Source organism: Pantoea sp. ME81, assembly GCF_903970985.1.
GTDB classification, from domain to species: domain Bacteria; phylum Pseudomonadota; class Gammaproteobacteria; order Enterobacterales; family Enterobacteriaceae; genus Pantoea; species Pantoea communis.
Map to the genome: position 1 here is coordinate 19,839 of NZ_CAJCKS010000034.1, position 20,516 is coordinate 40,354.

Consider the following 20,516-nt stretch of genomic DNA (forward strand, 5'->3'; position numbering starts at 1 on the left):
ACCTTGTTATTCACCGGAGAAAAATTCATGAATCTCTTTATCAGGAGCCTGCTGCTCCTGTTGGTCAGCTGCACGAGTATTGTGCACGCTGCCGACACAGGCTGGCTGCGTAATGCACAAAACAGCCATGCAGAAGTGCGCTTACGCAGCGCAAACAATGGCGCCGATGCGCAAATATTGCTGGATATCCGCCTGGAAAAGGGTTGGAAAACCTACTGGCGGTCGCCGGGCGAAGGCGGCGTGGCCCCTGAAATTCGCTGGCAAACCCCCGATGTCAATGCCACGTGGTATTGGCCAGCACCTGCTCGTTTTGACGTGAGCGGACTCACCACCCAAGGCTATAAAGGCGATATCACGCTGCCGATAGCGTTGGCGAAGGTGTCAAATAAACACCTCGCCGGCACGCTCACGCTGTCGACCTGTAGCGATGTCTGCATTCTGACCGATTTCCCTTTCACGCTGGATCTCGACCAGCAGGCTGACCCCGATTTTGCCCGCGATTACTCCCGGGCGATGGGGCAGATCCCCGCTGAAAGCGGTTTGACCGATCAACTGGACGTCAGCAACGTCAATAGCGAACTCCAAATCCGCGCTCAGCGTCAGGGTGGATGGACTAAACCTGAGCTGTTCTTCGACTATCCACAAGGGAGCATGCTGGCTGCACCGCAGATCACGGTGAAGGGCGACATACTCAGCGCTCGGGTCGCGGTCACCGATGAGTGGGGCGAAGCAGCACCCGATTTGCGCGGTAAAACCTTGTCGCTGGTGGTTGTTGACGCGGGTATTGCCCAGCAAAGTTCGGTGATCATCGGCGCTCAGCCCCTGGTCTCCGACAGCACATCACAGACCCTATGGTCGGTGATATTGCTGGCGCTGTTGGGCGGATTGATCCTCAATCTGATGCCATGTGTGCTGCCGGTGCTGGCCATAAAACTCAGCGGTCTGGTGCAGCAACAAGGCCAATCGCGGCGTCAGACCAGGCAGCAGTTTCTTGCCTCCAGCGCTGGGATCCTGTTTTCGTTCCTGCTGCTCGCGGCGTTGATGACCGGCCTGCGGCTAAGCGGGCAGGCGCTGGGCTGGGGCATCCAGTTCCAGAGCAGTGGTTTCCTGCTATTGATGGTACTGGTGATGTTCCTGTTCACCGCCAGTCTGTTCGATTTACTGCATTTCCGTTTACCTTCAGGCCTTAATACTCGACTGGCAACGCAGGGCGGTAGCGGGCTGCTGGGGCATTTTGGTCAGGGGGCTTTTGCCACGTTATTGGCGACGCCGTGCAGCGCGCCGTTTCTCGGAACCGCAGTGGCCTATGCGCTTACCGCACCCTTGCCGCAGTTATGGTTGCTGTTTGCGGCATTAGGTATCGGCATGAGCTTGCCATGGCTGTTGGTGGCGGCATTGCCAGGTTTGGCGCGCTGTCTGCCGCGTCCGGGACGCTGGATGATTCATCTGCGTACTCTGCTTGGTCTGTTAATGCTGCTCGCCACCTTCTGGCTGGTCACGCTGTTGATCCCGCATTGGGGTAGCACCGTTGCCACGGTACTGGGTGGCGTATTGCTGCTGGTGCTCTGTGGCTGGTTAATTCAGCGTCGGGCGCTGCAACAAGCCGGTGTGGTATTTATCACTCTGACGTTGGTGGGGGCGGTATTCCTGATGACGCGCATTGAGCCAGAGGAGGAAACGCTCTACTGGCAGCCGCTGACCGAAGCGGCAATCAATCAGGCACTGGAGCAAGATAAGCGCGTGTTTGTCGATGTCACCGCCGACTGGTGCATTACCTGCAAGGTGAATAAATCCCGCGTGCTGAATCAACCTGACGTGCGCGCCGCGCTGAAAGCCGACGATGTGGTGCTGCTGCGCGGTGACTGGACCCAGCCCGATCCGGCGATCGGTGAATTCCTGCGTAAACGCGACCGTGTCGCCATCCCTTTTAACCAAATTTATGGCCCGGCACTGCCGCATGGCCACATTTTGTCACCGTTGCTGAGTCGTGAAGCGGTGATTTCTACTCTCTCTGAGGCCAAAAAATGATGAAAAAATCCCTGTTACTGTCCCTGATGTTTCTGACTCTGCCTGCGCTGGCGGCGGCACCCTTTACACCTGAACAAGAGGCACGCATCAAACAGCTGATTCGAGAAACGCTGGTGCAGAATCCGGCGATTCTGGCCGAAGCAGCGGATGCCTTTGATAAAGAAGCGGCGAAACAGCAGCAGAGCGTTGTCGCGCAGATGGTGAAGAAAAACCACGATGCCTTGTTCAACGATGCGGGTTCACCACGCATCGGCGCTGAAAAACCCGCGCTGACGCTGGTGTACTTCACGGACTACAACTGCGTGTTCTGTAAGAAATTCGATGCGGATATTGAGAAGCTGCTGAAAACCTATCCACAGGTGGCGGTGGTATTGAAACCGCTGCCGTATCGTGCCGAGACATCATTGACCTCCGCGCGTCTGGCGTTAACGGTTTGGGAACAACAACCTAAAAACTTCCTGAAACTCCATGAGCGCTTAATGGCGAAAAAGGGTAACCACGATGAGGCGAGTATTGCCGCGGCGCTGGATAAAACCGGTATCAAGCTGAAAGAACCTAGTAAAGCCAGCCTCGACACCATCAATGAGAATCTGACGCTGGCGCAGCAGTTAGGCGTTCAGGGCACACCTGCTACGCTGGTGGGCAATGAGCTGATCAGCGGCGCGGTGCCTTATGCGCAACTGGAGGCGGCAGTGAAGGGCGCGTTGCAGGCGAAGCCATGACGCGCATTAAGCGCTGGCTGCGTGAAGCAGCAGTGCTGGTGCTGATCGCCGCGGCGATAATCTGGGGCATGGATTGGCTGCGCGCGCCGCAGCTGCCAGCCGATCTGGCACAAAAGCCGCTAACGACGCTGCAAGGCGAAGTCAATCTGGCCACATTAAGCCAGGACAAGCCGGTGCTGGTGTATGTGTGGGCCACCTGGTGTGGGGTGTGCAAACTTACCACGCCAACGGTGGCTGCACTGAGCCAGAACGGTACGCAGGTGGTGACTGTGGCGCTGCGATCGGGTGATGACCCGCGTGTCGCGACCTGGCTGGAGAAGAAAGGTCTGCGCGGTCCGGCGGTGAACGATGAGAACGGTGCAGTGAGTCAACGCTGGGACATCAGCGTGACACCGACCTTTATCGTATTGCAGCAGGGCAAAGTGGTGAGCAGCACCACCGGCTGGAGCAGCAGTTGGGGATTGAAATTGCGGCTCTGGTGGGCGGAAAAATTTAGCTAGCGCGTAAGTGAATGTCAGATCGCCCTAAACAGCGTATTGACTGACAGATAGGATTACTGCTTAGCCAGGCTGTCACTTCTCGGAGTGGCAGCTTTTCGTGCTAAGGCAAACGAATGACGTGAAGGCACCGCGTTAGCGGTGCGGGGACCGCCAGCCCCAAAGGGGCCCCAGACTGCGTTCACGCTGGTCGTTTAACAGACAAGCGGTAATCCAGCAGGAACTCATGCACTATCCAGAGATGCAACTGCATGTGTATCCGCTATCTACCGCGCTCCGAGAAAATCCTCACGCTGCGGTGTAAAGGTATCAAGCAGGGTACCCGCTTCCAGACAAACGCAACCGTGCACCACATTGGGCGCTTTATACAACGTATCTCCAGCGCCGACCTCCTGCGTAAGCCCATCAATCGTAAAAGCGAAACGGCCCGACAACACGTAGGTCAGTTGTTCATGTGGATGATGATGCAACGGTCCAACCGCATCCTTCTCAAAGGTCACTTCGACTGCCATCATCCGTCCCCCGTGGGCCATGACTCGCCTCTTCACGCCGTTACCGAGGTCTTCCTGAGTGGTTGCGCTTTTATAAATAAACATGGGTTCTCCTCACCAGTGACTTCATTAATGTGTGATGTAACTCACACCAAAAGGGACATTTCAGGGCTGCATTTTAGCGCACCTTGATTAAAATGAAACAGTGTTTCAATTTAATTTGAGGATGGATCATGAAAATCGCTTTGATGATGGAAAATAGCCAGGCCGCTAAGAACGCAACCGTATGGAAAGAACTGCAAAACGTCGCGCAACCGCTCGGCCATCAGGTATTTAACGTCGGCATGAGCGACGAGCAGGATCATCATCTGACTTATATTCACCTCGGCATCATGGCCAGCGTCCTGCTTAACAGCAAAGCGGTGGACTTTGTGGTCGCCGGTTGTGGCACCGGACAGGGCGCCCTGGTATCGCTCAACCTGCATCCTGGCGTGGTGTGTGGCTACTGTATCGATCCCGCTGATGCCTATCTGTTTGCTCAGATCAACAATGGCAATGCGCTTTCGCTGCCGTTCGCCAAAGGTTTTGGCTGGGGTGCAGAACTGAATCTGCGCTTTATCTTTGAGAAAGCCTTCACCGGCGAGAAAGGCCTGGGTTACCCGCCTGAGCGTAAAGAGCCGCAGGTGCGCAATGCGGGCATTCTCAATGAAGTCAAAGCCGCGCTGCTGAAAGACAATTACCTGGATTCGCTGCGTGCGCTGGACCCTGAGTTAGTAAAAACCGCAGTGAGCGGGTCGCGTCTGCAGGAGTGCCTGTTCGAACACGGACAGAATCAGGATATCGTGCGATACGTGCGTGAATTGCTGTAATGCGCTGCTGTTAAGCGGATCTTGCTACTCAAATCAGGTGCGCACCCTTGCGCACCTGACCAGAACTCACCTCAGCGCCATCCCCGTTGATGGCAGCCTGTACCGTCTAAGTCCGACTCGACTTCACCAGCATCTGCGTATAGGCCACCTGCGCCCGATTCCCCACTAATGCATCAACATCCAGTGTCTCCAGCACTTTCCCGTGTTGCATCACCGCAACCCGATGACACAAATGCGCCACTACACCGAGATCGTGTGTCACCATCAGGTAGGTGAGATTTTCCTGCTGCTGTAAATCACTCAACAGGTTCAGGATCTCCGCCTGTACCGACACATCCAGCGCTGAGGTTGGCTCATCCAGTAACAGCACGCGCGGTTCGAGGATCAACGCACGTGCAATCGCCACACGCTGGCGCTGACCGCCAGACAGTTGATGCGGATAGCGAGTTTGCCAGGCTCGGTTGAGGCCCACTTTTTCCAGCATGGTCATCACGCGTTCGGAACGTTGTCCGATGCCGTGAATATGCAGCGGCTCTTCCAGAATGTCGCCAATGGTATGGCGTGGATGCAACGAGCCATAAGGATCCTGGAACACCATCTGCACCTGACGGCAGAGGGCACGATCAATGCGATGCTCCAGTTTTCGTCCTGCAATGGCGAGATCTCCATCCCAATGGGTAAACAACCCGGCAAGACATTTCAGCACCGTGGTTTTCCCCGATCCAGACTCGCCGACCAGACCAAAAATTTCTCCTTCACGCACCGACAAATTGACGTCATATAGCACCTGGTTGCGCTGCTCGTCCTCGCCAAAGCTGAGGTTAAGGTGACTCACACGGATCATCTCGTTCATGCTCTCTCCTTAAGGTTGTAACCAGCTGGCCTGGCGCTGTAGCACTGGCAACCGAGAACGGCGCGCATCCATATCCGGCAGCGCGGCCAGTAATCCCTGGGTATAAGGATGCTGGGCGTGGTCGAGTTGATCGGCAGACAGCGATTCGACCACGCGGCCGGCATACATCACCAATACGCGATCGCAAAAGCGCCGCACCAGATTGAGGTCGTGACTGATAAAGATCAGGCCCAGTCCGCGCTGTTGCACCAGTTCATCCAGCAGCGTCAATACCTGCAAGCGAACGGAAACATCCAGCGCCGAGGTCGGTTCATCGGCGATCAGCAGTTCCGGGTCGGTAATCAGCATCATGGCGATCATCACACGCTGACCTTGTCCGCCGGAGATCTCATGTGGGTAGCACTGATAGACGCGCTGAGGATCGCGGATCTGCACCACCTCCAGCATCTCCAGCGCCCGCTGGCGTGCCACCTCACGCTGCCCCGGATGGTGACTGCGCCAGGCTTCGGCAATTTGTTCACCCACGCGTACCACGGGATTCAGTGAGTATTTCGGGTCCTGCATGATCATCGAAATACGTTTGCCGCGCACGGCACGCATTTGTGCAGGAGAAGCCCGCAGCAGATCGACATCAGCAAACTGCATGCGCTGGGCGGTAACCTGCGCGCTGCGCGGATGCAGTTGCAACAGTGCGCGGCCCACCGTGGATTTGCCCGAGCCCGATTCACCGACAATCGCCAGCTTTTCCTTACCCAACTGGAAGGAGATGCCGCGCACCGCTGGAGTCATCTGGCGGCCGTTGACGAAATTAACCTGTAGATCCTGCACATCGAGCAGGTGGGCAGCGCTATTCGCTGCGGGGATCGAGGATGTCACGTAAGCCATCTCCTAAGAAGTTAAACGCCAGACTGTTGATCAGAATCGCTAACCCAGGCACGGTGACCACCCACCAGCACTCCAGCATATAAGTGCGGCCACTGGCGATCATCGCGCCCCATTCCGGATCGGGCGGCTGCGCGCCCAAACCGAGGAACCCCAGGCCCGCAGCAGTCAAAATGATGCCTGCCATGTTCATCGTGATGCGGATGATCACCGAAGGCAGACACAGCGGCACAATGTGCTTCCACAGAATGCGCAGGGGAGACGCGCCCTGTAAGCGCACGGCAGAAACGAAATCTGCCTGCCGCAGCGACAACGCTTCCGCGCGTGCCAGACGGGCAATAGGCGGCCAGGCAGTGAGGGTAATCGCCATCACCACATGTTCCAGGCCGGGACCCAGCGCCGCGACAAACGCCAACGCCAGCACCAGACTCGGGAATGAGATGAAGATATCGGTGACGCGCATTAATACGCTGTCCACTTTGCCGCCGAAGTAGCCTGCAGTGACGCCCAACAACAGGCCTAATGGCCCGACGGTGATCGACACCAGCATGACGATATACAAGGTAATGCGCGCGCCCCACACTAAGCGGCTGAAGATGTCGCGTCCAAACTCATCGGTGCCAAACCAGTGCTGCGTGTTCGGCGGCGTGAGTGCGTTATTTAAATCCTGAATCAATGGATGGTAGGGGGCGATCCACGGCGCAAACAGCGCCACGATCAGCAGCAGTAAAATGATGCCGCCGCCGATGGCCGTGAGGGGATTGCAGGCCATTTGCCACAGGAAATGGCCGATACGCGAGAGGGTACGACGACAGCGTGCCACGCGTTCGCGGGTGGTGCTGGCATGTAGCAGATCGAGAGAGGCAGTCATACTTTGGTCCTCGGATCGAATACCTGATAAAGCAGGTCAGAGAGCAGGTTAAGCAGCACGAAAATCAGGCCGACCACCAATACGCAGCCCATCACCGCATTCATGTCGCCGAGCATCAAACTGCCGGTGAGATAAGAGCCAAAGCCGGGCCAGGAGAACACGGTTTCAATCAGCACCGCGCCTTCGAGCAGGGATCCGTATGCCAGTGCCACCACCGTCAGCAACTGCACCAGAATATTGCGGAAGGCGTGTTGCCAAATCACTTGCCACTCGGTCAGTCCTTTCACCCGCGCGGTCAGGATGAACTCCTGCGACAGCTGCGCCAGCATAAAGCTGCGCGTCATACGGCTGATGTAGGCCAGCGAGTGGAAACCCAACAGCGAAGCGGGCAGGATCAGATGATTGAGCGCGTTGTTAAACACCGTGATATTGCCCGCCAGCAGCGCATCCACCAGCAGCAAACCTGTACGGCGCGGCACAATACCATCCAGGCTGAAATCGACCCGACCGGCACCGCCGACCCAACCCAAATGCGCGTAGAACAGCAGTAAACCGATCATGCCGACCCAGAAGATTGGCGTGGAGTATCCAGCCAGACTGATAAGGCGCACCAGATAATCCACCAGGCTGTTACGGCGTGCCGCAGCCCAGACGCCCAGCGGTACGCCGAGTCCGGTGCCAAGCACAATCGCCAGCGTGGCGAGTTCCAGGGTGGCCGGGAACACACGCAGGATATCGTTAATCACCGGCTGCCCGGTGAGCAGCGCCAGCCCAAGATTGCCGTGCAGCAAACCTTGCAGGTAGATCCAGAACTGCACCCACAGCGGTTTATCAAAGCCTAACTGGTGATAAACCTGCTGGTAAGTGGCGTGGTCGGCATCCGGTCCAACAATCGCCAGCACCGGATCGAGCGGCATCACGCGGCCAATAAAGAAGGTCAGCAGCAACAGGCCGAATAGCGTGATGGCAACCTGTAATGTTCGGCTACGCGCTCGACGCCAGTGGCGTTTGGTTAAGGTCATTGGACACCTCCGGCCAGGCTGTCTGGCGTTTTCCACACATCACGCAGGAAGGTGGTGGCAGAAGGATGCGGCACATAATCCTGCACGCGATTATTTACCACCACGGAATCCGTCATCTGCGAAATCGGCATCAGCGCCGGGATCAACTGGTCGTAACGCTGCTGAATCGCAAAATAATCCTGCTGCTGTTTGGTGCTATCTCGTTCCAGCAGCGCCTGATCGATCATCTGATTAAGCTGAGCATCGTAGAAGCCGGTGCGCCAGCCCTGGAAGTTGGTAAGTCGGGCGCTGTCGGCGTTATTCGGGTTGTACACCAGCGATCGCAAACTGGAGTGCGGATGCGGTTCAACACCACTGCCGCCACGCCCCACCAGTAAATTGAACTGACGTTCGCGCATTGCGCCATAAATCTGGTTGCCAGTGCCGGTGATGATTTTGGCGCGAATGCCTGCCTGCATAAGCGTGGATTGAATGGCGATGGCGATATTGAGGAAAGGCTGATCAGCCAGCACACGCAAGGTGGTGTCGAAGCCATTAGGGTAGCCCGCTGCGGCCAGCAACGCTTTGGCTCGCGGCACATCAAGACGATAGCCGGGATCGGGCAGTGTTTCAGGCATACCAGACTGGATCGGACGCTGATGCAAGGTGCCATAACCGGCCATCAGGGTTTTATTGATGCCCTGATAATCGACTAAGTAGCGCACGGCTTCGCGCACCTGCGGATTGGCGAAGTGGTCATCCTTCATGCTCATCGCCAGGTAATAAAGGGTGCCTTTCTGCACCGCATCAATGGTGAGGTCCGGATCGTGGCGCAGCGCCTGCACATCGGGGATTGCCATGTTACTGGCAATGTCGATATCGCCTTTCTCCATCATCAAGCGCAAGGTTTGTGACTCCTGCAAATGGCGGAACACCACGCGGGTTAACCTGGGAGCGCCACGCCAGTAATTGTCATCCCTGCTCATGCGCAATACATCTTTGGCCTGCCAGACATCAAGACGGAACGGGCCGGAACCGGCTTCGTGCGTGGTCAGCCAGCGGTTGCCCCAGTCATCGTTCACCGCGTTGGCCTGTACAGTTTTACTGTCCAGCACCACCATGCTACCGAGTGCGGCCAAAGAATAGATCACCAGTTGCGGATCGTTAGGCTTAGGCAGCTGGATAACCACCGTGCGGGCATCCGGTGCAGTGATCATCTGATCCACATTGTCTTTACTGAAGCCATAGGATTTCCACACTGACGCCTGAGCCAGATTGAGATGCAACACCCTGCGCATCGACCAAATCACGTCTTCGCTGGTGAGTGGGTTACCGGAATGGAAATGCACGCCGTCGCGCAGATGGAAAGTGAGTTGGCGATGATCGGCGCTGATCTCCCAACGTTCCGCCAGAGCAGGGCGCACGTGGGTGAGCTGGCGCGGATCCAACTCGACGAGCCCATCATAAAGATTGACCACAATGCCCACCACTTCATTGCCGGTCATCGCGGCGGGGTCCAGCGTCAATAGGTTGTTCATGTTCATGCCCACAATCAACTGGTCGTCTGGCGTGGCGGCCAGCAGCGACGGGCTACCCGTGAGCAGCATTAGCGCGGCGCACCATGCTCTGCAATAACGAGATATGTTCATAAGCAAAGTCCAGCAGGTCAGAGGTTTATAGTTGTTTGCCGTACTGCTTGTGTTCGACGCTTACCAGCGATTAACCGTATGCGTTTCAATCCAGCTGAAATTGATGTCCTCCCCGAGTCCAGGTCGCGTAGGTAGATGCACAAAGCCTTGATCATCCATCGGATCGACCAGGTTGTTGAGATAGGCGGGCGGTTGCTCGTAATCGAGGAAAGGGTGCAGCAGTCCGCGTTCATACCAGCGGCAGTTACGAATCGCACCCACCACCGCAATGCTGGCCGCGCCATTGCCGTGCACTTCACAATCCATGCCGAAGGCTTCTGCCAGGCTGGCCACTTTCAGGGTGGCAGAGATGCCACCGACGCCGTTGGCTCCGGCACGCAGGATGTCACAGGCACCTGCACGTACCCAGTCGGCACGACTGTGGTGTTTGCCGCCGAGGCTTTCCGGGCCGAGTACGTCAATGCTGAGGTTCTCCGCCAGCCAGGCGTAAGAGGCCATGCTCTCCTCTTCCATCGGCTCTTCAAACCAGGCGAAGTTGAGCTTTTCCAGCGCTTTGCCGATGGTGAGCGCCTCACTGCGGCTGTACCAGTGGTAGCCATCCAGCATCAGGGCGATATCCGGGCCCACCGCTTCACGCACCGCCGCGCAGGCCTTGATGTCCATCGTGGTGCTGGGTGCAAAGGAGACCGGCGGCATCCAGGTATGTAACTTGATCGCCTTATAACCACGCGCCACCAGCTTTTCAGCAAACTGCGCATACTCATCCGGCGTTGAGAGGCCGCCTTCCAGTTCGTCGCCACACATGGTGCTGCCGTAGGCGGGAATTTTTTCGCGATAGCCGCCCAGCAGCTTATGCACCGGTTGCTTAAGCTTGCGGCCAATCAGATCCCACATTGCTTGTTCGACAGCGGAGAGCGCGCGCTCGGTAAGTTGGTGTGCGCTGCCACGCTGCCAGTGCACCAAATCCTGCCACAAGCGTTCACGATCAAAGGCGTTTTGCCCGATCAGCACCTTACGGAAGAAGGCGTTGACCACATGCGGCCGTATGACTTCGGCTGGTGCGAAAGCATATCCGCAATCGCCGTCTTCGCTGGTCAGCGTGAGCAGCGCCATTTGCGCATCGGTTTCTGCACCAGGGTGCGAGTGGCCCGCGCTATCTGATACGCGGCGCGTAGGGTAGGTAAAGAGAGTGACATCAATGGCGCTGATCTTCACGGTAAGACCTCCAGACAGGATTTCCATGCTCAGGGCGAGCGTTAAATTAAAAATAAAACAGCGTTTCAATTCGTAATTTAGCGTTCACAATTTGTTTACGCATTAGGTGAAGTGCGGGAAGAGAAGGTCATTACCTGGGCAGTTGCATGGGGTGCTGTGAGCACTTTCACGAAAGAAGGTCGTTTTGTGAGCGGCTACACAGTAAGAAAAACGGCAAGGGGATGTAAAAAAATGTGTCTCAGGGGCTTTTCATTTCGCGTCTGCCAGGTAATAGTGACGCCGCGAAATTTTAATAATAATCATTATCATTTGTATGGGTGGACATAATGAAAAAATGGCTGTTAGCGCTGGGGTTACTGGCTGTGGCGGATTCCGCTTCGGCAAAAATCATCACTGACATTGCGGGACGTCAGGTTGAAGTTAAAGAGGAATCGAAACGCATTATTTTGGGTGAAGGGCGTCAGATGTATCTGCTGGCGGCTTTCGATACCGCCGCGCCTTTCCATCGCGTAGTGGGCTGGCGTGATGATTTCCATAAGGCCGACTACGACGGCTACATGGCGTACGAGAAAAAATATCCTGAGATCAAAAAGCTGCCGACCTTTGGTGGGGCGAAAGACGGCACCTTCAACGTTGAGCAGGCGCTGACGTTAAAGCCGGACCTGGTGCTGATGAACCTCGAATCAAAAGCCGCCACAGATGAAGGCAAGTTGATTGAGAAGTTGCAGGCGGTTGGCGTACCGGTGGTGTTTATCGACTTCCGCGAGAAGCCGATGGAGCACGCCGAGAAGAGCATCCGCATCATGGGCGAACTGGTCAATAACCCGCAGCGTGCTGAAGAGATTGTAGCTTTCCGCCGCGCGCAGATCGAAAAGGTGACCGATCGCCTGAAAAACTTCACCGGCACACGTCCAAAAGTGATGATTGATCGCGCAGGCGGCTACACCGATGAATGCTGCATGTCGTTTGGTAATGAGAACTTTGGTCAGATGGTCGAAATCTCCGGCGGAAGCAATATCGCTAAAGATCTGATCCCTGGCACCTTCGGTACCCTGAACCCAGAGCAAATCATTGCCAGCCGTCCGGATGTGGTGGTAGTGACCGGTGCCAACTGGAAGAACTACAACACCGTGGGCAAATGGGTGGGCGTTGGCCCTGGCGCAGACACCAAAGAAGCCACGGCACGTTTGAAGTTGCTGATGATGCGCGATGCGTTTAAAACCCTGCCAGTTGCCCACAACGGCAATGCACACGCCATCTGGCACCAGTTCTACGATAGCCCATATCAGTTTGTCGCGATTCAGGCGATGGCCAAGTGGCTGCATCCGGATCTGTTCAAAGATCTCGATCCTGACGCCACCTTCCGTGAGTTCCATGAGAAGTTTCTGCCACTGCCTTATCAGCCGGGCTACTGGGTGACGCTGCCTGCTGATAAGTCATAACCTTTAGGCTTTTTGCGGTAATCGCGCGCATTACTCTTCATCTTTACTAATATTTTACAGGCGGTTGGCTGCGATTTCGGGGAAGCGAAACGCAGCCGTCGCCTGAATAATAAACGTAATAGGGAGAGTGAAATGTTGTATACCTCGGGACGTTCCGCGTTTGCGGTGGGGCTTTACGCTCTGCTGGAACCCCTACCGCTGGGCTTTTTTGTTGCGGCCTGGCTTTTCGATATCATCTATCTGCAAACCTTCGTCATCATGTGGACCAAATCAGCCAGTTGGTTGATTGCTATCGGTCTGGTGCTCGCCATCCTGCCAAGATTAATCAGTCTTGTTTACTTATTCCGCGGACCTTATCCCAGTGAAAAGACCCATTTCTGGCTGTCACTACTGGCCATCGTCGTGGCTATCGCAAATGCCTTTATTCACAGTCGTGATGCGTATGCCGTGGTACCGCTAGGGGTAACGCTATCGACTCTGGTGGTGGCACTGCTGTTGCTCGCCAACGTTCAGTTAGCGCTGCGTGGACGCACCACAGCAGGAGGTCGCGCATGAAACAGATTCTGAGTGCAGTGACCCTCGCCATGCTTCTCAGCGCTTGTGATGATGGCGCACTTATCGATCCGCAAAAACAGATTGGCCCCAATCCTGAACTCCCCCAGGCGCAAAACTTCTTTGTACCGCCGATGCAGGTGCCGGAGGGTATCCCCTGGAAAGCCGGTGAAATGCCAAAAGTGGCGGAGGGGCTGAAGATTGAAAAGATCGCTGATAACTTACAGCATCCACGTCAGGTGCTGGTGCTGCCGAACAATGATGTGCTGGTGGCCGAATCCAACGGCACACCGAAACCGACAACCGCGCCGAAAGATCTCATTACCGGCATCGTAAAAAATGCTTCGGGCAAAGGCGGGGCCGGTGGCAATCGCATTACGCTGTTGCGTAATGTGAACGGCAAGTGGGAGCAGCATAGATTTATCGATAACCTGACCGCGCCGTTTGGCATGCAGCTGGTGGGCAATACGTTGTATGTTGCCAACGCCGATAGCCTGGTGAAATTCCCGTATGAAAACGGACAAACTGAGATTCGTACGCCGCCGGTGGTGGTGACTGAACTGCCCGGCGGGCCGATTAACCATCACTGGACTAAGTCACTGCTGGCCAGCCCCGACGGCAGCAGGCTATATGTCGGGGTAGGGTCAAACAGCAACATTACGGAAAATGGCATTGGTGCCGAATATCGTCGAGCGGCGGTACTCGAAGTCGATGCGGCGAGCGGTGCCAGCCGTATCTATGCCAGTGGGCTGCGCAACCCCACCGGTCTGCAATGGGAACCGCAAACGGGCAAGCTGTGGGCGATCGTTAATGAACGCGACGAGATTGGCTCGGACCTGGTGCCGGATTATATGACCTCGGTGCAGGACAAAGGCTTTTACGGCTGGCCATACAGCTATTACGGCCAACATGTCGATGTGCGGGCGCAGCCTCAGCGGCCTGACTTAGTAGAAAAAGCCATCAAGCCAGATTACGCGCTCAGTTCACACGTGGCACCGCTCGGCTTGCTGTTCTATGGCGCTGATAACATGCCGCAGTATCGTGGTGGGGCGTTTGTTAGTGAGCACGGCAGCTGGAACCGTACGCCGTTGAATGGCTATCAGGTGGTGTGGGTGAAATTCGAAAACGGGAAACCGGTTGGTCAGCCACAGCCGGTGGTGAGCGGATTCCTGACCGATGACCAAAAACAGGTACGGGGCTTACCGGTCGGACTGGCGTCAGATCAGCAGGGCGGTGTGCTGATCGCGGATGATGCGGGTAATGCCATTTGGCGTGTTAGCTCCGCCAACTGATTTCTGCAGGCAATAAAAAAGGATTTGGCCATTTAGCCAAATCCTTTTTTTATGTTCGCTAACCGGCTGGTAACCGCGTTGCGAACGGGGTGCTCAGCACTCCTCACAAAGCAAATCATAAAATGTGCGGGAGAATATTTCAAGTTTCGCAAAAGTACTGTATGGTTATACAGGTGTTGAGTGGCGAGCGCAGTCTCATTGTTTTCTGATGACTCCCAGGGGCGCGGATTGTCAAATCCCGGCAGGTTTCAGGTGGTGCTGGCCTGTGGCTTCCACAATGAGTGGCGCTCAGCACTCCTCACAGCTGTGCTCAGGCCATCGGCGGGTGGAGTCAAAGCTCCGAAGGCTGAAAAGCGCGCTCCTGTCAGAGGAGAAGGAAAGTGATGGAACTTGTTCGGTTACTCCTGGACCTGGTCCGGGTGATCCTGCAAATCATCGTTGCCCTTTTGCAACTGACCGGTCAGGCACATTGACCGGAACTTGAAGCAAGGCGGAGCTCACCCCTCCGCCTTTTTTCGTTAGTTTCAACAGGTGATTTTTTCTCAATATCGGTAGTTACCTTCCGGCACTAAATTCTCTTTGCCAGACAGTGAAAATGTGATTATCAGCTTAGCTAACTTATGTTATGAATTTAGTCTTAGAAAAAAATAATCAGGTAAAGGTTTTATGTCGTCGCAAAAATTGTCCAAAAGCGTTCAACGCATTCATTCATCTGCCATTCGTGATTTATTGAAACACAGCAAAATGGAAGGGGTGATTTCTCTGGGTGGTGGCATCCCGAATCCCGATCTGTTTGATACCGAAGGCCTGCAGATCGCCATGGATCGCGCCTTGTCGCAGGATGGTCACAACGCATTTCAGTATGGCTTGAGTGAAGGGGATCCGCTATTACGTGAAGCGATCTGCCGCATTTCCGCCGACCGCGGTATTGATTGCACGCCAGACGACGTGGTGATCACTTCTGGCTCCCAGCAGTCACTGGATATTCTCGCCCGCGCGTTAATCAACCCCGGTGATGTGGTGGTGGTGGAGCGTCCAACTTATCTCGCCGCATTGCAGGTTTTCCAGTTGGCTGAAGCGCAGTTCAAATCTGTTGGCACTGACGGCGAAGGCATGATTGTTGATGAGCTGGAAGAGCTAGTCAAACAGACACCAATCAAAGCCGTGTATATCGTTCCGACCTTTGGCAATCCAAGCGGCGTCACCTTATCTGATGCGCGTCGTCAGCAGTTAGTCGCGCTGGCGAAGCAGTATGATTTCCTGATTTTTGAAGACGATCCCTACAGCGAGATCAACTTCACCAATCAGACATTCCGCCCATTAAAATCCCATGCGCAAGCGATGGGGGCCAGCGAGAATGTGATTTATACCTCGACCTTCTCCAAAATCCTGGCACCGGGCGCACGCGTTGGCTGGATCACCATGCCGGGCTGGTTGAAGTCATCAGTGGTGAACCTGAAGCAGGCAACGGATCTGCACACCAGTGCCTTGTCACAATCCCTGACGCGTCATTATCTGGAAACCGGTCGCTTGCCGGAGCAGATTCGCTTGATCCGCGCGGCCTATAAGCAGAAGTGCGATGCATTGTGTGCAGCGCTGGAGACGGAGTTGGGGGATAAGCTGCACTTCTATCGCCCGCTGGGTGGCATGTTCCTGTGGGCAACGTTCAGGGAAGCTTTCAACACTACCGAATGGCTGAAAACCACGCTGAGCAAGGGTGTGGTGTATGTCCCGGGTGAGTTTTTCTACTGTGATAATCCAGATACTTCAACGCTGCGTATTTCGTATGCCTCAGTATCGGAAACCAATCTGGCCGTAGCAGCACAGCGTTTGAAAGCTTCATTACCGCAGTAATCGCCTGAAAGCCCTTGGTAACAAGGGCTTGTTCTAACCGTTGGCACTGTCCAGCGGCCAGGATTCAAACAGATAACCATCAAAATCGATGTCATCGACATCTGAAAATTCCAGCAGTCGCTGTTTCACATTTTCCAGATGCTGCCACATGGCTTGCTTGGCGGCGCGTGCATCTTTCTTGATCAATGTGGCGAGGATCTTCTTGTGATCGTCGAGCCACTGCTTACGGTAATGAGTATTCACCAGATGACGATGTAACTGACTCCACATCACATTGTCTTCACGCCACTGCCAGGATTGTTTGAACAGCTCCACCAACATGCTGTTGTGGGTGGCTTCGGCAATCGCTAAGTGGAAATTACGATCGCCGTTCTCGCTTTCGTTGACCGCGCCAGAAGCGAGTTCTCTCTCTTCCAGTTCCAGTGCCTGACGCATCTTGATGATGTCTTCACGTGTGGCCTGCAACGCGGCAAACTCCGCGATATTACTCTCCAGCAATTGACGTGCCTGCAGCATCTCAAACGGGCCGGCATCGTTACAGGCGGCTTGTGTCGTCGCGCGCGGTGCAGGACTGTCGTTTACCACGTAGATCCCGGCACCACGACGCACTTCAATCAAGCCTTCCAGCTCCAGCATGATCAGTGCTTCACGCACCAGCGTGCGGGTCACATCCAGCAGCGCAGCCAGTTCACGCTCAGGCGGCAAGCGTTCGCCCACGGCATACTGCTTTTGCATAATCATGTTACGCAACATTTCCCCCACTTCCTGATAAGGGCGCTGCGCTGATGCTTGTGTTTTCATGAGCTCTTTTCTGCTAATTAAAAAGTTGACGACCACTGACGCTGCCATCAATTGCGCCCTGCACTATAGCACAGGGCGCAATTTTCAACGTGGATTGAGGGCAAAGTAGCGCTGTGCGTTATTAAAGCAAATATCTTGCAGCATGCTGCCAAGTACGGCTTCATCGTGCGGCACAATGCCATCCTGCACCCATTGACCGAGCAGGTTGCACAGAATACGGCGGAAGTATTCGTGACGTGTGTAAGAGAGGAAGCTGCGTGAATCGGTCAGCATCCCGACAAACTGGCTGAGCAAACCGATTTGCGACAGTTGCTCCAACTGGCGCAGCATGCCATCGCGCTGATCGTTGAACCACCAGCCGGAACCAAACTGCACTTTACCGGCGATGCCCGCACCCTGGAAGTTACCTGCCATCGTCGCCAACACTTCGTTGTCACGCGGATTGAGACAGTACAGAATGGTCTTTGGCAGTTGGTCGTTAACATCCATCGCATCCAGCAGGCGTGAGAGCGGCAAAGCAATATTGTTATCGCCAATCGAGTCAAAACCGCTGTCGGCACCCAGCAAACGGAACAAGCGAGTGCTGTTGTTGCGAATGGCACCGATGTGTAACTGCATCACCCAATCACGTCGTGCATACTCGGAACCCAACCAGACCAGCACCGCGCTGCTGAACTGCGCGATTTCCAGCTCGCTTAGCGTGTCGCCATTGCGACGTTTCGCCAGAATGGCGTCCAACACGCTATCGTCGGGAACAGGTGCAAAGCGCAGCACTTCAATCCCGTGATCCGCTGCACGACAGCAATGGGCAGAGAAGTGATCTAACCGGCGCAACAGCGCGGTGCGCAACGCATCAAAGTCGGTGATCGCCACATCCGCTGCTGCCTCAAGCCGTCCCAGGTATTCAACAAAGCCTTCAAGCTCAATCTTGAACACCTTATCAGGGCGCCAGCTTGGGGCGACATCAATATCAAAGCTGCTGTCTTCAGCAATCTGACGATGATATTGCAGCGAATCAACCGGATCATCGGTGGTGCCAACCATACGTACATTCATCTGACGCATAATGCCGCGTGCAGAAAATGCCGGGGTTGCCAGTTTCTCGGCGCATTCGTCCCATACGCGTTGTGCGGTGTCCGGCCCAAATAACGTATTGGTGATGCCGAACGGGCGACGCAGCTCCAGGTGCGTCCAGTGGTAGAGCGGATTGCCCAGCGTTTTGGGCACGGTGTGGGCCCACGCGAGGTATTTATCGTAATCGCTCGTAGATTTACCGGTGATCAGCGATTCATCCACGCCCGCAGCACGCAAGGCGCGCCATTTGTAATGGTCACCTTCCAGCCAAATTTGTCCGAGGTTGGCGAACTGACGATCCTCGGCGATCTCCTGCGGGTTGAGATGACAGTGATAATCGTAGATCGGCATATCTGCGGCAACGTCATGGTACAAACGGCGCGCAACGTCGCTTTGCAGCAGGAAATCGTCATCCATAAAGTGCTTCATTTCGGCTCCTGATTCAGGGATGCAACGGCGGCGCGGGCACCATGCTGGCAAAGCTGCGCGTACACCTGTTGAAGATGGCTGACGAAGCGCGGATTGGCGGGCAAATCGTCTCCAAAAATGGTTCTCACGGCAAGCAGGGCGCTAACGCGCGCATCGCCTTCTGGCGTGTGCTGGTTGATGTCTTTTAGCGTGGTAATTAATGGGTCAACCACATCAAATGCTTCACCTCGTTCATTTTGCCCGACGACGTAACGCATCCAGCCGGCAATTCCCAGCATCAAGTGGCGATAGTCACTGCCGTGCTTCAGGTGATAGCGCACGGAATCGAGCCAGCGCTGTGGCAGCTTCTGACTGCCATCCATCGCAATCTGCTGCGTCCGGTGGCGCAGGGAAGGGTTGCTAAAACGCTCGATCAACTGGCTGGCATAGGCTTGTAAGTCGATACCCTCAGGCATCGACAGCGTAGGTGCCTGCTCTTGCATCATTAGTGCCAATGCCGCCTGGCGATAGGTCGGGAGTTGCATGGTGTCAGCGATGGTTTCACAGCCACCCAAATACCCGAGGTAGGCAAGAAATGAGTGGCTGCCGTTGAGCATGCGCAGTTTCATCATTTCAAAAGGGGCAACGTCTGCCACAAACTGCGCGCCCACGCGATCCCAGTCAGGACGGCCGTTGACAAAGTTATCTTCGATTACCCATTGGCGAAATGGCTCACAGGCCACGCCGCAGGGATCGGCAACGCCCAGCAAGTCGCGAATCTCATGATGTGTTTCGTCGGTCACTGCGGGAACGATGCAGTCAACCATGCTGCTGGGGAAGGTAACGTTCTCATCAATCCAATGCGCCAGTGCCGCATCGCGCAACCGCGCCAGGCCTACCACAGCGGCGCGCGCGACATGGCCGTTATCACGCAGGTTGTCGCAGGAGAGCACAGTAAACGGCCCTAAACCACGCTCACGACGCACACGTAATGCTTCGACAATAAAACCAATGGCGGATTTCGGCGTGCCAGGGTGCGCAACATCGTGTTGAATAAGTGCATTATCCGCATCCAATTCACCGTTGGCACCCTGAGTGCAATAGCCTTTTTCCGTCACCGTCAATGAAACGATAGCGGTTTCCGGACGAGCCAGCGCTTCGATAATGCCATCATGGCCATCCAGTGCAGGATGCAAGGCTTCTTTGATGGCCGCAACGAGGTGAACGTCGTTCTGCCCAGCACCTTTTTCCGTCACGCTGTAGAGCAGATCCTGCTGGCGCAGTTGTTCGACCAACAGTTTGCCGTTCGCCGACATCAGGTTGACCTCACAGATGCCCCAGTCAGTGTCACTGATTTCAAGCAGGTGATGCAGATACAACGCCTGATGCGCGCGATGAAAGGCGCCACAGCCGATATGCACAATACGCGGCACCAGCCGCTGATGGTTCCAGGCGGGGCGGGTCACGTTCAGTTCGCCATTGGCGAGGTTAGGTTCCATGTAAACTCCATCAAGCCGGGTGCGCCATCAATGGCACCCGGCAGCAACGAATGCCATCAGAAATAAGCGCGATGAATCGCCAGTTCCACACCGCGAATTTCCGCCAACCCTTTCAGACGACCAATCGCCGAATAGCCGGGGTTGGTTTTCTTTCTCAAGTCGTCGAGCATCTGGTGACCATGATCCGGGCGCATCGGAATCAAATCCTCCTGACCGGCCGCTTTACGACGATGTTCTTCTTCAGCAATCGCCTTAATGACGGCGAACATGTCAACATCGCCGCCTAAATGCGCTGCCTCGTGGAAGGTGTTCGGGTTCTCTTCGCGTTTGGTTGACCGCAGGTGTGCGAAGTAAATGCGTGGGCCAAAACGTTTCACCATGCCGGCGAGATCGTTATCTGCCAACACGCCGTAAGAGCCGGTGCACATGGTGAAGCCATTCGCCGGGCTGGGTACGGTATCAATCATCCACTGCATGTCTTCTGCATTGGAGACAATGCGCGGTAAACCCAGAATC

General features: G+C 55.4%; 19 protein-coding genes. 8 read left to right on the plus strand and 11 right to left on the minus strand.

Annotation, left to right across the window (positions count from 1 at the left end; all coding sequences use genetic code 11):
• Positions 1 to 27: 27 nt before the first annotated feature.
• Genes H7A81_RS08780 through H7A81_RS08790 form a run of 3 tightly spaced genes read left to right on the plus strand, consistent with a single transcriptional unit; the run spans position 28 to position 3,250 of the window.
• Positions 28 to 2,028 (plus strand): protein-disulfide reductase DsbD, encoded by a 2,001-nt coding sequence (locus H7A81_RS08780; protein WP_182057271.1) that lies wholly within the window; start codon positions 28 to 30, stop codon positions 2,026 to 2,028.
• Complete coding sequence (locus tag H7A81_RS08785; RefSeq protein ID WP_045814387.1) at positions 2,028 to 2,750, plus strand: DsbA family protein; 723 nt, start codon at positions 2,028 to 2,030, stop codon at positions 2,748 to 2,750. Before H7A81_RS08780 ends, H7A81_RS08785 begins: the two co-directional genes overlap by 1 nt.
• Positions 2,747 to 3,250, plus strand: a complete 504-nt coding sequence (locus H7A81_RS08790) for a redoxin family protein (RefSeq protein WP_182057272.1) — start codon at positions 2,747 to 2,749, stop codon at positions 3,248 to 3,250. Before H7A81_RS08785 ends, H7A81_RS08790 begins: the two co-directional genes overlap by 4 nt.
• 263 nt (positions 3,251 to 3,513) lie before the next feature.
• Here the strand turns inward: H7A81_RS08790 and H7A81_RS08795 are convergent, their stop codons facing one another.
• On the minus strand, positions 3,514 to 3,843 hold the full coding sequence (locus H7A81_RS08795) for a cupin domain-containing protein (RefSeq protein WP_034827258.1): 330 nt from the start codon (positions 3,841 to 3,843) through the stop codon (positions 3,514 to 3,516).
• A 128-nt stretch (positions 3,844 to 3,971) separates the two neighbouring features.
• Between H7A81_RS08795 and H7A81_RS08800 the strand changes: the two genes are divergently transcribed.
• A complete protein-coding gene (locus tag H7A81_RS08800; protein ID WP_182057273.1) occupies positions 3,972 to 4,607 on the plus strand; it encodes an RpiB/LacA/LacB family sugar-phosphate isomerase in 636 nt (211 codons plus the stop codon).
• A gap of 106 nt (positions 4,608 to 4,713) precedes the next feature.
• Here the strand turns inward: H7A81_RS08800 and H7A81_RS08805 are convergent, their stop codons facing one another.
• From H7A81_RS08805 to H7A81_RS08830, 6 genes are all read right to left on the minus strand, one after another.
• The gene (locus H7A81_RS08805; RefSeq protein ID WP_182057284.1) at positions 4,714 to 5,451 is read right to left on the minus strand and encodes an ABC transporter ATP-binding protein; all 738 of its coding nucleotides are present in this window, start codon (positions 5,449 to 5,451) and stop codon (positions 4,714 to 4,716) included.
• A gap of 18 nt (positions 5,452 to 5,469) precedes the next feature.
• Entirely contained in the window at positions 5,470 to 6,336 is an 867-nt protein-coding gene (locus H7A81_RS08810; RefSeq protein ID WP_166931258.1) for an ABC transporter ATP-binding protein, read from the minus strand.
• On the minus strand, positions 6,308 to 7,114 hold the full coding sequence (locus tag H7A81_RS08815; protein ID WP_370529945.1) for an ABC transporter permease: 807 nt from the start codon (positions 7,112 to 7,114) through the stop codon (positions 6,308 to 6,310). The genes H7A81_RS08810 and H7A81_RS08815 overlap by 29 nt, the downstream gene beginning before the upstream one ends.
• A gap of 95 nt (positions 7,115 to 7,209) precedes the next feature.
• Positions 7,210 to 8,235: an ABC transporter permease gene (locus tag H7A81_RS08820; protein ID WP_182057275.1), complete on the minus strand. Its 1,026-nt coding sequence runs from the start codon at positions 8,233 to 8,235 to the stop codon at positions 7,210 to 7,212.
• Positions 8,232 to 9,821, minus strand: coding sequence for an ABC transporter substrate-binding protein (locus H7A81_RS08825; RefSeq protein WP_255478927.1), 1,590 nt, complete (start codon positions 9,819 to 9,821; stop codon positions 8,232 to 8,234). The genes H7A81_RS08820 and H7A81_RS08825 overlap by 4 nt, the downstream gene beginning before the upstream one ends.
• Before the next feature lie 102 nt (positions 9,822 to 9,923).
• Positions 9,924 to 11,105: a mandelate racemase family protein gene (locus tag H7A81_RS08830; protein ID WP_370529944.1), complete on the minus strand. Its 1,182-nt coding sequence runs from the start codon at positions 11,103 to 11,105 to the stop codon at positions 9,924 to 9,926.
• A gap of 299 nt (positions 11,106 to 11,404) precedes the next feature.
• Here H7A81_RS08830 and H7A81_RS08835 point away from each other — a divergent pair, with 299 nt between their 5' ends.
• From H7A81_RS08835 to H7A81_RS08850, 4 genes are all read left to right on the plus strand, one after another.
• Positions 11,405 to 12,520, plus strand: coding sequence for an ABC transporter substrate-binding protein (locus H7A81_RS08835; RefSeq protein ID WP_166931243.1), 1,116 nt, complete (start codon positions 11,405 to 11,407; stop codon positions 12,518 to 12,520).
• A 132-nt stretch (positions 12,521 to 12,652) separates the two neighbouring features.
• A complete protein-coding gene (locus H7A81_RS08840; protein WP_182057278.1) occupies positions 12,653 to 13,075 on the plus strand; it encodes a DUF2231 domain-containing protein in 423 nt (140 codons plus the stop codon).
• The gene (locus H7A81_RS08845) at positions 13,072 to 14,364 is read left to right on the plus strand and encodes a sorbosone dehydrogenase family protein (RefSeq protein ID WP_182057279.1); all 1,293 of its coding nucleotides are present in this window, start codon (positions 13,072 to 13,074) and stop codon (positions 14,362 to 14,364) included. Before H7A81_RS08840 ends, H7A81_RS08845 begins: the two co-directional genes overlap by 4 nt.
• 666 nt (positions 14,365 to 15,030) lie before the next feature.
• Positions 15,031 to 16,218, plus strand: a complete 1,188-nt coding sequence (locus H7A81_RS08850; RefSeq protein WP_160867259.1) for a PLP-dependent aminotransferase family protein — start codon at positions 15,031 to 15,033, stop codon at positions 16,216 to 16,218.
• Between the two features lie 33 nt (positions 16,219 to 16,251).
• Here the strand turns inward: H7A81_RS08850 and uxuR are convergent, their stop codons facing one another.
• The 4 genes from uxuR to uxuA all read right to left on the minus strand — a co-directional run.
• On the minus strand, positions 16,252 to 17,019 hold the full coding sequence (gene uxuR / locus H7A81_RS08855) for a Uxu operon transcriptional regulator (RefSeq protein WP_097117281.1): 768 nt from the start codon (positions 17,017 to 17,019) through the stop codon (positions 16,252 to 16,254).
• An 84-nt stretch (positions 17,020 to 17,103) separates the two neighbouring features.
• On the minus strand, positions 17,104 to 18,522 hold the full coding sequence (gene uxaC / locus H7A81_RS08860; RefSeq protein WP_182057280.1) for a glucuronate isomerase: 1,419 nt from the start codon (positions 18,520 to 18,522) through the stop codon (positions 17,104 to 17,106).
• Positions 18,519 to 20,000 (minus strand): fructuronate reductase, encoded by a 1,482-nt coding sequence (locus H7A81_RS08865; RefSeq protein WP_182057281.1) that lies wholly within the window; start codon positions 19,998 to 20,000, stop codon positions 18,519 to 18,521. The genes uxaC and H7A81_RS08865 overlap by 4 nt, the downstream gene beginning before the upstream one ends.
• A 56-nt stretch (positions 20,001 to 20,056) precedes the next feature.
• Positions 20,057 to 20,516, minus strand: a 460-nt coding sequence (uxuA, locus tag H7A81_RS08870) for a mannonate dehydratase (protein WP_182057282.1), incomplete at its 5' end; no start/stop codon positions are given.